The organism is Collinsella sp. AM15-2 (genome assembly GCF_003471985.1).
Taxonomy (GTDB): domain Bacteria; phylum Actinomycetota; class Coriobacteriia; order Coriobacteriales; family Coriobacteriaceae; genus Collinsella.
This window is the reverse complement of the sequence record NZ_QRKO01000004.1, coordinates 18,780-32,094: the sequence shown is the minus strand read 5'-3', so window position 1 is coordinate 32,094 and position 13,315 is coordinate 18,780. Positions and strand designations below refer to the sequence as shown.

At 61.4% G+C, this 13,315-nt stretch carries 12 protein-coding genes; all 12 read right to left on the bottom strand.

Annotated features, from left to right (window positions below; all coding sequences use genetic code 11):
- Position 1: 1 nt before the first annotated feature.
- Positions 2–1,468 carry a GTPase ObgE gene (obgE, locus tag DW171_RS02980; RefSeq protein WP_187365006.1) on the bottom strand — a complete coding sequence of 489 codons (1,467 nt, stop codon included), beginning with the start codon at positions 1,466–1,468 and terminating at the stop codon, positions 2–4.
- 84 nt (positions 1,469–1,552) lie between these two features.
- On the bottom strand, positions 1,553–1,810 hold the full coding sequence (gene rpmA / locus DW171_RS02975; protein WP_006236075.1) for a 50S ribosomal protein L27: 258 nt from the start codon (positions 1,808–1,810) through the stop codon (positions 1,553–1,555).
- A gap of 33 nt (positions 1,811–1,843) precedes the next feature.
- Positions 1,844–2,218: a 50S ribosomal protein L21 gene (gene rplU, locus DW171_RS02970; RefSeq protein WP_035138585.1), complete on the bottom strand. Its 375-nt coding sequence runs from the start codon at positions 2,216–2,218 to the stop codon at positions 1,844–1,846.
- A 67-nt stretch (positions 2,219–2,285) separates the two neighbouring features.
- On the bottom strand, positions 2,286–3,098 hold the full coding sequence (locus DW171_RS02965) for a TIGR03936 family radical SAM-associated protein (RefSeq protein ID WP_117840312.1): 813 nt from the start codon (positions 3,096–3,098) through the stop codon (positions 2,286–2,288).
- Positions 3,095–4,972: a TIGR03960 family B12-binding radical SAM protein gene (locus DW171_RS02960; RefSeq protein WP_118270376.1), complete on the bottom strand. Its 1,878-nt coding sequence runs from the start codon at positions 4,970–4,972 to the stop codon at positions 3,095–3,097. Before DW171_RS02960 ends, DW171_RS02965 begins: the two co-directional genes overlap by 4 nt.
- A 10-nt stretch (positions 4,973–4,982) precedes the next feature.
- Positions 4,983–5,912, bottom strand: a complete 930-nt coding sequence (locus DW171_RS02955; RefSeq protein WP_117776203.1) for a YcjF family protein — start codon at positions 5,910–5,912, stop codon at positions 4,983–4,985.
- 18 nt (positions 5,913–5,930) lie between these two features.
- Positions 5,931–7,157: an FtsW/RodA/SpoVE family cell cycle protein gene (locus DW171_RS02950; protein ID WP_118270375.1), complete on the bottom strand. Its 1,227-nt coding sequence runs from the start codon at positions 7,155–7,157 to the stop codon at positions 5,931–5,933.
- 9 nt (positions 7,158–7,166) lie between these two features.
- Positions 7,167–9,236 (bottom strand): penicillin-binding protein 2, encoded by a 2,070-nt coding sequence (mrdA, locus tag DW171_RS02945; protein ID WP_055249986.1) that lies wholly within the window; start codon positions 9,234–9,236, stop codon positions 7,167–7,169.
- Positions 9,237–9,249: 13 nt separating this feature from the next.
- Entirely contained in the window at positions 9,250–9,816 is a 567-nt protein-coding gene (locus DW171_RS02940) for a hypothetical protein (protein ID WP_118270374.1), read from the bottom strand.
- An 11-nt stretch (positions 9,817–9,827) separates the two neighbouring features.
- Complete coding sequence (gene mreC / locus DW171_RS02935; protein WP_118270373.1) at positions 9,828–10,769, bottom strand: rod shape-determining protein MreC; 942 nt, start codon at positions 10,767–10,769, stop codon at positions 9,828–9,830.
- Between the two features lie 78 nt (positions 10,770–10,847).
- The gene (locus tag DW171_RS02930; RefSeq protein WP_006236061.1) at positions 10,848–11,879 is read right to left on the bottom strand and encodes a rod shape-determining protein; all 1,032 of its coding nucleotides are present in this window, start codon (positions 11,877–11,879) and stop codon (positions 10,848–10,850) included.
- 127 nt (positions 11,880–12,006) lie between these two features.
- Positions 12,007–13,311 carry a tetratricopeptide repeat protein gene (locus tag DW171_RS02925; RefSeq protein ID WP_233539084.1) on the bottom strand — a complete coding sequence of 435 codons (1,305 nt, stop codon included), beginning with the start codon at positions 13,309–13,311 and terminating at the stop codon, positions 12,007–12,009.
- Between the last annotated feature and the right edge of the window lie 4 nt (positions 13,312–13,315).

Sequence of the window (13,315 nt, the reverse complement as noted above, 5' to 3'; positions counted from 1 at the left end):
CTTACTCGCCCTCCGAGGTCTCGGCATCGTCCGCGGCATCCGCCGCATCGACAACCTCGACGCCCTCATCCGGAGCATCGGTCACGTCAAGGGCCTCAACGGCAACGTCCTCGCCAGCGTCCTCGAGCTCCTCGTACTCCGAGAAGTCCTCGGCGCCCTCAAAGTCAAAGGCGCGCTGGCAAATGCGGACCTCGTCGCCCGCACGGCAGCCGGCCTTCTCGAGCGCGTCGTCAACACCCATGCGCGCAAACTTGTGCTGCAGGTAGATGACGGCTTCCTCGTTTTCCCAGTCGGTCTGGATAACCATGCGCTCGATGGCGCGACCGACCACGCGGAAGGCACCGGGCTCTTCCTGGACAATGCGGAAACGCTTCTCGCGCTGCAGGCGACGGCGCTCCCACTCCTCGTCGCGAAGATCGACCGGCTCATCGGAGACCGCCAGCTCGGCGCGCAGCTTAGCCACCTGCTCGCCCACGGCAAGCATCAGCGTGTTGAGGCCGGCGCCCGTCACGGCGGACACGGCAAAGAACATATGTCCATCGTCGAGCGCGGCGCGCTTAAGGTCGGCAATCTTGTCGGCCGTGCCCGGCGCATCGCACTTGTTGGCGACGACGATCTGCGGACGCTCCGAAAGCTCGGCGCCATACTGCTCGAGCTCACGGTTGATGATGCGGTAATCCTCAACCGGGTCGCGATCCTCAAAACCGCCCGTCATGTCGACGACATGCATGATGAGCGCCGTACGCTCGATGTGGCGCAGGAACTGGTGGCCCAAGCCCTTGCCCTCGCTCGCGCCCTCGATGAGGCCGGGGACGTCGGCAACGACATAGGAGTACTCGCCGGCACGCACCATACCCAGGTTGGGCACGAGCGTTGTAAACGGATAGTCGGCGATCTTGGGTCGGGCGGCACTCATGCGCGCGATAAGCGAGGACTTGCCCACCGAGGGGAAGCCCACGAGCGCGGCATCAGCCATGAGCTTCATCTCGAGCTCAATCCAGTGCTCCTCGGCCGGCTCGCCCAGCTGGGCGAATGCGGGCGCGCGGCGCACCGACGTCACAAAGTGCGTATTGCCCAGACCGCCGGCACCGCCGGGCGCCACAACGACGCGCTCGCCATCATGCACCAAGTCGGCAATCTCGAACATCGGGGTCTGCGTCTCGGGGTCGAGCTCGCGCACCACGGTACCCATGGGAACCTTGAGAATAAGGTCCTCGCCGCTCTTACCGTTACGACGGGCACCCTGCCCGTGCGTGCCGCGCTCGGCGCGGAAGTGATGCTTAAAGCGGTAATCGATCAGCGAAGACAGCTGAGCATCGGCCTGGATGACGACATTGCCGCCACGACCGCCGTCGCCGCCATCGGGGCCGCCCTTGGGGACAAATGCCTCGCGCCTAAACGACATGCATCCGGCTCCGCCGTCGCCGCCGCACACGTTAATGCGGCTGATATCGGTGAACTGTGACAACAGAATCGCCTCCTACAAAAAGAGGGAGACCCTTGAATCCTAAAACTCAAGTGCCTCCCACATATGTGCTCTATGAAGGGTGAATTACGCGTTCGCGAGCGGGCGTACGCTGACCCTGTGCTTGATACCCTTGTGGAACTCAACGGTACCGTCGACCAGCGCGAACAGCGTGTCGTCCTTGCCACGGCCAACGTTCTCACCCGGGTGGATGTGAGTGCCGTGCTGACGGACGAGAATCGTGCCCGTGGTTACCGTCTGGCCGGCATAGCGCTTCGTGCCAAGGCGCTGACCGCGGGAGTCACGGCCATTACGGGAGGAACCGAGTCCTTTTTTGTGTGCCATTGTGTATACCTACTCTTTCGTTACGAGTGTAATCTACTCGGCGACGGGAGCCTCGGCAACAGCCTCGGCCTCTGCCTTGACAGCCTTCTTGGCGCGGGACGTAGCCTGGACCTTCACGATCTTCAGCTTGGTGAGCTGCTGACGGTGACCCTTCAGACGACGATAGCGCTTACGCTTGTGGAACTTGAAGACCAGCTGCTTCTCGCCCTTGAACTGCTCAACGATCTGAGCGGTAACCTTGGCCTTGGCCAGCTTGTCGGGATCGGTGACGATCTTCTTACCATCGTTGAGGAAGATGACCGGCAGGGTGACCTTGTCGCCCTCATTGCCCTCGATCTTCTCGACGGTGATGACATCGTCGGTGGCGACCTTGTACTGCTTGCCGCCCGTGTTAACGATTGCGTACATGTTTACTTGCCCTTCATGCATCAGTTAGTGCAACAGCCGAATATAGTAGCAGGCGATAATACCCCCGTCAACGAGTATGTGGAGCAAATCCACAAGTTCGCACAGGTATGGGGCTGACGAGTCGGCCCTCGTCGTCCTCGCATGCTTGATTCTGACGCTCGACATCGTAGGAGCAGATGGTCACGAGGTCTTGCATACCGGTGGAAACAATAGGTGCATCGACGCCCGGGGTCAAGCCCTGCAACAAAACATCAGCAGCGGAAAGCAAAATTTCCGGACGCATGGAGCCCTCGTTGTCGGCATGGGTGTCGAGCATGAGCACCAGATGGTCCGGGCGCTCCCCCGCCGTGAGCTCATAGCCCACGAGTGTGTGATCCAAATCCAAGCGCTTGCTCTTTTTGCCGCGCGCGTAGTCGATGCCATGGTCCGCGCGCAGCGTGTCGATCGCACGACGCACCTCGTCGGGGCTTACGGGCGCCTCGGGATCCAAGTGCAGGTCGATGCGATACGACAGGCGCGTGAGCTGCGCCGTCAACGCCGGCGTGCGCACGTCGATGTACGCCGCCTCGATGGGCGCCAGATCGGCCGGAGACGCCGCAGCCAGGCGCCCAAACGCCTCGTCGAGCGCCACGAACTCGGTCATAAACAGGTCATACCACTCGCAGGTCGACGACGTACCAACCGGTAGCGCCGAAGAGAAGCCCACGCGCATGTGCGGAGAGAAGCCCTGCGTGACGGCATAGGGAAGTCCCGCACGGCGCACGATGCGCTCAATGGTATGGATTACTTCGAGATGGCCCAGGTACTTAAGGCGGTCGCGCTTGCCATAGCGAACACGAAGCCTAAAGAGCGAGGGGTTGTCGGTCAGGCGCTCACTCATGCGCGATCACCCATCAATACATTCTTGGCGTGGAGCGTGGGGCAGATCCCGCAGCCGGTGCACGACGTGCGGGTGCAGTCGGGAGTCGTGACGCCCTCGAGCGAGCGACGGTACTCGCGCTCGAGGAAGCCGCGCGTGCAGCCGGGACTCACGTGCTCCCACGGCAGGCGCCAGTCCAACTCGTAGGGCAGGTGCACGAGCTCATTGAGGTCGATGCCGTTTTTGGCAGCAGCTTCCTTCCAGTTATCGAGCGAGAAATGCTCTACCCAGGCGTCAAAGCGAGAGCCCGAGCGCCAAGCATCGATGATGACGGGCGTCATGTCACGACCGGCGCGGGACAGCGCGGCCTCGATGAGCGAGGTCTCGGCATCGTGGTAATGCACGCGGACGGCACGGTTGCGAACGCTCGTGATAAGCAGCTTCTGGCGACGCTTGACGTCGTCGTAGTCGAGCTGCGGGCACCACTGGAACGGCGTGGCAGCCTTGGGGATAAAGACCGAAACCGAGATGGATACCGAAATCGAGCCGCGACGAGCCTTGGGCACCACGGAACGACCGAGCTCCAGCACGTGATCGGCCAGATTGGCAATGGCTACGATGTCCTCGTCGCGCTCGCCGGGAAGGCCCATCATAAAGTAGAGCTTCATGCGGTTCCAGCCGGCCTCGAAGGCCGCCTTGGCCGCACGGTCCAGGTCCTCCTCGGTCACGTTCTTGTTAATGATGTCACGCATGCGCTGACTGCCGGCCTCGGGCGCGAACGTCAGGCCGCCCTTCTTTTCGCCGGCGACCGACTCGGCCATATCCACGCCAAACGAATCCAGGCGCTGCGACGGAATAGACACGCGAATACCCGTATCCTCCAGGCGACGGTTGAGCCTGCCGAGCACGTCGCGAATGCAGGAGTGGTCGGTCGTGGAGAGCGAGGTCAGCGACACCTCGTCATAGCCGGTCTTTTCCAGACCCTGAATCACCGACGAGACGATCTGGTCGGCCGAGCGCTCGCGCACCGGGCGATACGTCATGCCGGCCTGGCAAAAACGACAGCCGCGAGCGCAGCCACGCAGGATCTCGATAGACAGGCGGTCGTGGACCAGCTGCGCATAGGGTACACACGACTGCGACAGCGGATTCGTGGCGCCGAAATCCTCGACGACGCGCTTGTAGACCACGACCGGAGCATCCTTGCCCTCACGCGGCACGGTGTAGCCATGCGGCGAGCAGGGCTCATCGTGACGAACCTCATAGAGCGACGGCACGTAGTTGCCGGCAATGGATGCAAGCTGCTCAACAATCTGCGCGCGCGGGACTCCTTCGTCACGCAGGCGGCGATGCAGCTGGCAGGTCTCGAGCAGCGATTCCTCGCCCTCGCCGATGAGGATGGCATCGAAGAAGGCCGCGTACGGCTCAGGGTTGTACACCGAGGGACCGCCGGCGATGATGATGGGGTCGTCTTCGCCTCGGTCGGCCGCTAACAGCGGAATGCCAGCGAGATCGAGTGCCTCGAGGAAGTTCGTCACCGCCATCTCGTGCGGCACATGCAGACCGACGATATCAAACGAAGCGACGGGGGCAGCACCTTCGAGCGACAGCAGCGGAATGCCCGCCTCGCGCATGGCGTCACCCATGTCGGGCCACGGCACATAGCCGCGCTCGCAGGAGATGCCCTCGGCCTGGTTAAGAATGTTGTAGAGGATGGCGATACCCTGGTTGGGCAGACCAACCTCGTACACATCCGGGTAGATCAAGCAGCAACGGTAGTCGGCATCGGCCTTGGAAAGCGTGCCCCACTCGTGATCGATATAGCGACTCGGCTTTTCGACCTTGGCGAGCAGCGGCTCAATTAAATGAAAACAGTCTTGGTATGCAACGCGCAACGGAAAACCCCTAAGCAGCGAGATCGGATGCGTCTTGGTAGGACGCCATAGGACGGGTAGCACCCGCGACCGTGGTCACCAGATCGCGAACGCGGGAGAACGTGGCGGTGACCACCTCGTTGGCACGGCTGTAGTCGACATCGCGCTCGTAGAGCGAAACGAGCGCACGGCCCATGCCATAGGTGCCCGCGGCAGCAGTGAGCGCCTTGACGGCAAACCCAATATGCGGCGTCTGCTTGACGAGTGCGCGGGTGACCGCGCGGATCACAAGACCGCCGGCAAGCACGCCCGCGACCTCATAGCCGCGCTCAGGCTTAATGCCGCGTCCAAAGACGGCAGCGAGCTCAAAGAGCATGCCCACCTGCGCCAGCGCCATAACGGGATAATCGGCGCCCGGCAAAAACACCAGCGCACCGGTCGCCATATTGGTGAGCGCGCACGAGGTGATGATACGATTGGCCGCCGCGATGCGCATAAAGGCAAAGTTCGCCGCAAAAGCCGTTTCCTTGTCGGTGCGATCGAGAATCCAGCGGGCAAGCGTCTCGAGCAGAAACGTCTTATCGGTTGCCGCCACCACGCCGAGCATGGGCGTGGACTCCTCGATAAACGGCACCTCCACAGCAGACTCGGCAAGCACGCACACGGGCGCGCCGGCGATCACGAGCTCCTGCACGGCACTCTCCAGGCGGTCGGAACCACACGAGAGCACCAGTACCACATCGGTATCGGTCTTTGGAGCAATTCGCTCCTCCCCCAGACGCTCGACGCGCACAATGCCCGAGGTCGTCTGCGGCACAAAGGCGTCACGCACCGTCTCGGCCAGAAAGCGCGAGGCGGACGAATCCAGATAGACCGAGACGCGCACCGGCGTATCGGAATCCTTCTTAACGGACGCGCCCATCTTAAAAGCGCGGGTCAGCTTATCTACGGGAATTTTCATAGCAAACCCCTCCAGCGGTTACGCGGCGCCCGAACGATGCCGCCATATGGATTGTACGATACCCACTGTCAGCAGCTGAATCATCATCGAAGACGAACCGAAGCTAATAAACGGTAGCGGAATACCGGTAATCGGCATCATGCCGATGCACATGCCGATGTTTTCGAAGGTCTGAAACGCCCACATGCCAACGATGCCCACACACGAAAGACGCAAGAACAGCGACTCACACTTAAAGGCGACGCGAATCGTCGAAAAGATCAGCAGCACGTAGAGGCACAGGAGCAAAAAGGAACCGCAAAAGCCAAAGGTCTCGGATAGGAAGGCGAAGACAAAGTCGGTGTGGAACTCAGGCAGAAAGCCGCCGGCCGACTGCGTCGCATGGCCCAAACCCTTACCAAAGAAGCCGCCCGAGCCAACGGCGATAAGCGACTGCTGCAGGTTGTAGGCATCGTCCGAATCGGCATTATCGGGGTCGATAAAGACCGTCAGACGGTTCATCTGATACTGCTTGATGAGCACATCGTGGCCGAGCAACGAATCAAAGACCGAATCGAGCGCCAGGACGAGGGCCACCAGGCCCACGAGCAGGGCCAGGGTCGACAGCACCCATTCGCGGCGCGCACCGCTCATGCAGATGACGATGGCGCCCGAGACCAGCACGACCAGGCCCGAGCCCAGGTCGCCCATGGCGACGACGGCCAAAAACGGGATGGACAGCATGCCGCAGAGCTTGACGTAGTCGCGAACGGTATCGATGCGGCCGTTATACTGCGAGCCAAGCGTGGCAATAAAGAAGATGGTGATGAGCTTGGCAAGCTCGACCGGCTGGAATGTCAAGCCGATACCGGGAATCTTGATCCAGCCCGTCATGCCCAGACCGCCCGTATAGGACAGACCCGGAATCTTGGGCGAGAAGATCACGATCAGGTCGATGACGAGCAACGCCGTCGAGAAATTGGAAATACCGCGCAGGTCGGTACGCCAGACCAGCACCGCCAGCAACGCCCCGATACCAATTCCCAGCAGATGGCGTGAGAACGAAGCATCGGCCTTAAACTGCGAAGCCGACCAGATAATGATGGCACCGTAGGCGACGAGCGCCACTGTGGCCACGAGCACACCGATATGCACCTTTTGGCGAAACATGCCGCGCGAGGCCGAAAGTTGCTTGTTGACGCGGTCCAGGCTGCTGCGAGAGCCGGTCTTGGTTGAACGGAACAGATCCGCCGGAGAAAAATCCATCGCAACCTCCTATCGAACCGAAGAATCGCCCGAGGCCGAAGAGGTATCGGGCTCGTCATAAATCACGCCGAGCACGTCGCGCACGACATGCATCGCGGTATCCGAACCACCGCCGCCCTGCTCCAGGACAGTAGCGATGACATACTTGGGATCATCGGCCGGTGCATAGGCGCAGAACCACGCGTATTCGTCCTCGCCGCTTTTCTCGCCCGTGCCCGACTTGCCGTACACCTGCGGCGTCAGGGTGCCAAAGTGAGCCGCCAGGGACGTCGATGCCGTGTAAATCACGTCGTGCATGCCGTTGCGAACAAGAGTCAAATCCGAATCGCTGTTGATCTTGGCCTCCAGGCGCTTCTTCTTGCCCTTGCCGTTGTACTTATAGGCATCGCCGTCGCCATCGCGCGACACGGCAGACAAAAACACGTGAGGCACGTACTGTTTGCCGCCGTTGGCAAGACCCATATAGGCGCACGCCATCTGCAGGGGCGTCACCAGGATGTCGCCCTGGCCGATGGCAATGTTGGTCATATCGCCGGCATTCCACTTGCGGTCCTCGGCAGAGGCGTCGGTAAAGTACGACTCTTTCCACTCGGCATCGGGAATACGGCCCGCGCCCTCACTCGGCAGATCGATACCGCAGGTCTTGCCTAGGCCCCAGCGACGAAAGACCTCCTGCAGGCCCTCGGAATGTTGCTCGTCATAAAAGAAGGCCTTGCCCATGTCGTAGAAGACGGGGTCGCACGAGTTGGCGATACCCGACTGCAGCGTCATGGTGCCGTGGCCAGACGTCAGCCAGCAGCGCTTGCCCCAAGCCTTGCCCAGGCCCGTCCAATAGCCCGTGCAGTTGGTTGTCTGCGTTGAAGTGTAGGTTCCAAACTCAAGACCGGCCAGTGCCGAGAGCGGCTTGATGGTCGAGGCCGACATGTACTGTCCGCTAATGGCGCGGTTGAGCAGCGGGTGCGAACCCTTGTCATCATTGAGCTCGGTCCACACGTCATTTGAGACGCCGCCGATAAAGACGGACGGATCGAACTTGGGCTCGCTCGCCATGCCCAGGATCTCGCCATTGTTGGGATCGAGACACACCACAGCGCCGTTGCCGGCATTGCTGTAGCCAGTGGTCTTGGCAAGCTCGATGGCGCTCGCCAGCGCCGTCTCACAGGCCTGTTGGATCTTAAGATCGAGCGTGAGCTTAATGTCGGAGCCGGCCTTGGCGGGCACGGCGCCGGCCTGACCGGTCACATTGCCCGAGGCATCGACCTTGACGGTCTGCTCGCCACGAATACCCTGCAGCAGGTTTTCGTAGTAGCTCTCAACACCCGCCTGGCCCACGATATCGCCCGACTGGTACGTAATCCGGCCAGCAGAAGCATCATCATCACCAGAGGTTTTCTTATTCTGGGCCTCGAGCTGCTCGGAGGTAATGGTGCCGGTATAGCCCAAGATATGGCATGCCGTCTCGCCATATGGATACTGACGCTCGGTACGCTCGGCAATCTTGACGCCCGGGAACTCGCCGGCGTGCTCCTGAATATAGGCAACCGTGGAGCGACGGACGTCCGTCGCGATGGTATGCAGGCTCTGGGCGCCCTCGGAATTGTCCTGAATATTGCGCAGCACCGCCACGTAGGGCATACCGAGCACGTTGGCAAGATGGCGAACCAAAACCTCATCCTCGGCAAGGTCGCGGTAGGCCACGACAGCAAGTGAGGGACGGTTCTGGACAAGTGCCACGCCATTGCGGTCGAGGATGCGGCCGCGCACAGCGGGTGTGGTAACGGTGCGCGTCTGATTGCTATTAGCCTGCTTTTCGTAATAGTCCGACGAGACCATCTGCATGCCCCACAGCTTGACGGCAAGCGCCGCGAACATCGCGCCCACACCCGTGGTGAGGATGGAGAAGCGGCCCTTAAAGGCGGTCGCCGCGGTATTGCCCTCGCCCTCGGTGGCGCGCGGGGCCGTTCCATGCTGCGTATCGTAGGTAAAACGGGAATCGCCGCGACGCATGATGACCAGCGCGACCACGATGGCCACAACCAGCACGATACCGGCGATAATAACCGTCATCTGGGAAGACATCTACAGGCCTCCCCTATTTGAGCTTGCGGATCTTGGGCTTAAAGCGCATGCCCGTCTGGCGTCCGCCACGTGCGGAGAATCCATAACCGGACTGCGGCACGACGCCGGACATCAAAAACGGAATGGCAACCAGACCCGTCAGGATCGAAGACGGCAGCGCATGGCCGAAGAGCGCCACGACAAAGCTCGTCTCCAAACCCATAAACAGCAAGATGATGCTGTAGATCACATTAATGACAAGCGCGAAGGCACCCACCGTGATGCCGCGCGCGCTCGGGGTACCGCCCGTCTGACCGGCGGCGCTATGCACCAGGGCAAAAGAACCCACGGTCAGCAGGAGCGACATAACGCCCACCGGCACGGCAGCGGAAAGGTCATAGAACAAGCCGCTGCAAAAACCGCACACGACGGCACGGGTCGGGTCGCCCGAGAACACGCTTAAGCACACCAGGATAATCATAAAGTTGACGCGACCGCCCGCAATGGAGATCTGCGGTGCCAGGCCCGCCTGCAACAGCACGCACACGATGGCGGCGATTACAAACGTGCGGGAGCTCATCCCCTGCTCGTGTAGATCCATGGACATGCCCCCTATTCGCTCGAGCCGGAATCGGTCGTCTCGGACGTGTCGGAACTGTCATCCGGGCTCTCGTCCTTCGTCTTGGTCGCAGCATCGCGCGACGTTCCCTGCGGCGTGCTGTTGGCCGTGTTCACGTCCTCATCCGAGGCCGACTGTTCGTCGGTCAGCGAGGTGATGACCAGCACTTCCTCGTTGTTCTCGGCCGTCGTCTGGGCGCGCACCACAATGGTGTAGTACACGTCGTTTGCCGATTTCTCAACCGACGAGACGGTGCCGAGCGGAAGACCCTTGGGGAACACACCGCCAATGCCCGAGGTCACGATGATGTCGCCAACCTTAACGTCGGAATCGACGCTCACATACTCAAGACGCAGCGTGCCGTCAGCCTGACCCTGCAGCATGCCCTGGGCGCGCGTGTCCTGCACCATAGCGGACACGCCCGAGTTCTCGTCGCCAATCAGGCGCACGGTGGACGTCTTGGCCGAGACTTCGATGATCTGTCCGATAACACCAGCCGAACTCGTCACAGGCATGTTGACGGTAAGCCCGTCTGTAGAACCCTTGTCGATGGTGACGGTCGAGGTCCAGGCATCGCCCGAGGCGCCGACGATACGAGCTGCAGTGGACTTGAGGTTGTAGGTCGACTGCAGACCGACCAGACCCTCCAGTCGCTCGGCGGTCTTTTGAGCCTCGGAGAGCTCGGCGACCTTAGAGGTCAGCTCCTCGTTTTGCTTCTTAAGCTCGTCAAGCGTGTCCTGCGACGCCGTAAGGTTAGAGAACACGTTACCGACCGCATTGAAGGGAGCCGCCACAGCCGAGCCCAGAAAACGCACCGGCGAGGTAATCGTCGTCACGCCCGAACGCACGGCATGAATCGGCCCCGTCTCGCCCTCGCGAATGTAAAACGTGAGCAGCAACACCGAAATCAGGCTGAAAACAATCAACGGGCGCATACCCGTTGATTGTCGCTTGGTATTCAGATTTGTGGAGAAACCCGAAGATCGTGCCAAATGGAATCCACCTTTTGGAAATTAAGCATTGGTCTGGACGAAGCCGCCATCAAACGCATTGGCCTCGAGCACGCGGGCACAGCCGTTAACGACGTTATCGAGCGCCGTGGGGCTGACGTTGACCGAAACGCCGGTCTCATCGCGCAGGCGCACGTCGAGACCGCGCAGCAGCGCGCCGCCACCGGTCAGCAAAATGCCGTAGTACATAAGGTCCGAGGCAAGATCGGGAGGCGTAGCGTCGAGTGCGTCCTTGACGGCCTTGGCCATCTCGTCGAGCGGCTTGTTGAGTGCGCGACGAATCTCCTCGCTCTCGATGCGCACGGTCTTGGGCAGACCGGTGATCACGTCGCGGCCGTTGACCTCGACGTCGAGCTCATCCTTGAGCGGCACGGCGGAGCCGACCTTGATCTTGATGTCCTCTGCCGTACGCTCGCCGATGGCCAGGTTGTAGGCATCACGAACGTGCGTGAGGATGGCCTGATCGAACTCGTCGCCGGCAATACGGATGGACTGCGAGACGACGATGCCGCCCATAGCGATAACGGCAACCTCGGTGGTACCGCCACCGATGTCGATGACCATGGAGCCGGTGGGTTCCTCGACGGGCAGGTCGGCGCCGATAGCGGCGGCCATAGGCTCTTCGATCAGATAGGCCTGGCGGGCACCGGCCTGGATCGTGGCCTCAAAGACAGCGCGCTTCTCGACCGACGTGACACCGGAGGGAACGCAGACGACAACACGCGGACGCGGAGTCCACGGATAGCGCTTCTCGGACGCCTTATCGATAAAGTAGCGAAGCATGGCCTCGGTAACATCGAAGTCGGCGATGACGCCGTCCTTCAGGGGACGAACGGCCACGATGTTGCCGGGCGTACGGCCGAGCATGCGCTTTGCCTCGATACCGACCGCCAGGATGCGCTCGTCGTTTTTGTCGATGGCGACAACGGAGGGCTCGCGAATGACGATGCCCTTGCCGCGCACGGAGACAAGCGTATTTGCGGTGCCGAGGTCGATGGCAAGATCGCCCGCATAGCTACCGAAGAACATATCCATCAAAGAAAACAACGCAACTCCTGATGTGTTGGATGATTGCTGGAAAACTACTAGCTCATCATACTAGCGCAAGCCCGACACCTCACTTGCGGTGAAGCGCCGGGCAAAGCTAAATCCCATAAGGTCACTACTGGTTGTCAGCAGCCGAGAAATCCATATCGAGCGAAGAAACGGCCCAGCCGATATGGTTGTCGGAGCGCACGAACTTGACGGTGTACTCCTGCTCGCCGCCCTTGGACAGCGATGCCTTCACCTTGGCGGTCGTCTCGGTCATGGACTGATCCATGCCCTCGACGGACACGGTGGCACCCTGCGGAATCGAGGAGATGATCATCGACTTAGCGTCCTCGGACAGGCTCGAGGCCAGGCAAGACTCGGCCTTTGCGGCGTCACCGTCGCCGGCAGCCTGGAACAGATCGGTAACGACAGACTCCTGAGACGGGAAGCCAAAGCCGCGCGTGTAGGCAAAGCCCAGACCGCCCGCGGCGATCAAAATAAGCAGAAGCAGCACGATGAAGACTTTAAGACCCGTATGGCGATGGCGACGACGGACCTTGGCCTGCTTACGATCCTGACGGTCCTGCTGGACCATCTCGGACTCGGACAGCGTAAAGAAGCCGGTGTCCGAGGGATCGGGCATAAACTGACCGGTCGCGCCCGTAGGATCGAGCGGATCGACGGCAGGAGCGTCCATCGCGGGCGCCGGAGCCGTGGCCATAGCCGTCTGGGCAGACAGCGCGGCAAGCGAATCGTGCACGCGGGCAAGCTCATCGGCCTGCTCGGAGGTGAGCTGGTAGATGCCATCGGCAGTAGCGGTGTTAAAGGCGTCGAGTGCGTCGGAGGGACGGCCGGCGGCAGAAAGCGCCTGACCCATGCCGGCGTTGAGCGCACGCGTGTCGTCGCGGGGGCCGGCAAAGTCGATAGCCGTGCGGTAGGTCTCCACGGCGTCCGCCGGACGGCCGAGCTTAATGAAGCAACGACCGAGCTCGCCGAGTGCGGCGGCAGGAGCCGGATTGGCACCGTCGATGGCAGCCTGACGGAAGGCGGTTCCCGCGTTGGCATAGTCGCCCGACTGGAACAGCGCATTGCCCAGGCCCAGATAGGCCTTGAACGGCGTGGCATAGGAAGCATCCTGCGTAGCGGCAGAGAACGCCTGAGCGGCCGTCGTGTAGTCGCCCACGGCGGCGAGCGCCTTGCCGCGGTTGGTGAGCAGCGCGCCGCGCTTGCCGTAGGTACCGTCGTTGAGGGCGGCGGCATAGGCCTCGGCGGCCTCGGCATACATGCCAAGGTGCATCAAGGCGTTGCCACGAAGGTGATCGGCCTCGCCCATAATCTCATCGGGAGTCTTTGCCGCCCCAAGCATCTGGGCTGCAGCGGAAAAATCACCCGCGCGGTAAGCGGCGCGGCCCTGTTGGATCAGCTGGCTATTCAAGAAA

What these genes read in the sequence shown, in the direction of transcription:
- mrdA (WP_055249986.1), bottom strand. Translation starts at nt 9,236, where the DNA reads ATGTCTTCCCAGATGACGGTTATTATCGCCGGTATCGTGCTGGTTGTG.
- DW171_RS02930 (WP_006236061.1), bottom strand. Translation starts at nt 11,879, where the DNA reads ATGGATATGTTCTTCGGTAGCTATGCGGGCGATCTTGCCATCGACCTC.
- DW171_RS02965 (WP_117840312.1), bottom strand. Translation starts at nt 3,098, where the DNA reads ATGAGTGAGCGCCTGACCGACAACCCCTCGCTCTTTAGGCTTCGTGTT.
- rpmA (WP_006236075.1), bottom strand. Translation starts at nt 1,810, where the DNA reads ATGGCACACAAAAAAGGACTCGGTTCCTCCCGTAATGGCCGTGACTCC.
- mreC (WP_118270373.1), bottom strand. Translation starts at nt 10,769, where the DNA reads ATGCGCCCGTTGATTGTTTTCAGCCTGATTTCGGTGTTGCTGCTCACG.
- rplU (WP_035138585.1), bottom strand. Translation starts at nt 2,218, where the DNA reads ATGTACGCAATCGTTAACACGGGCGGCAAGCAGTACAAGGTCGCCACC.
- DW171_RS02950 (WP_118270375.1), bottom strand. Translation starts at nt 7,157, where the DNA reads ATGGATTTTTCTCCGGCGGATCTGTTCCGTTCAACCAAGACCGGCTCT.
- DW171_RS02955 (WP_117776203.1), bottom strand. Translation starts at nt 5,912, where the DNA reads ATGAAAATTCCCGTAGATAAGCTGACCCGCGCTTTTAAGATGGGCGCG.
- DW171_RS02940 (WP_118270374.1), bottom strand. Translation starts at nt 9,816, where the DNA reads ATGGATCTACACGAGCAGGGGATGAGCTCCCGCACGTTTGTAATCGCC.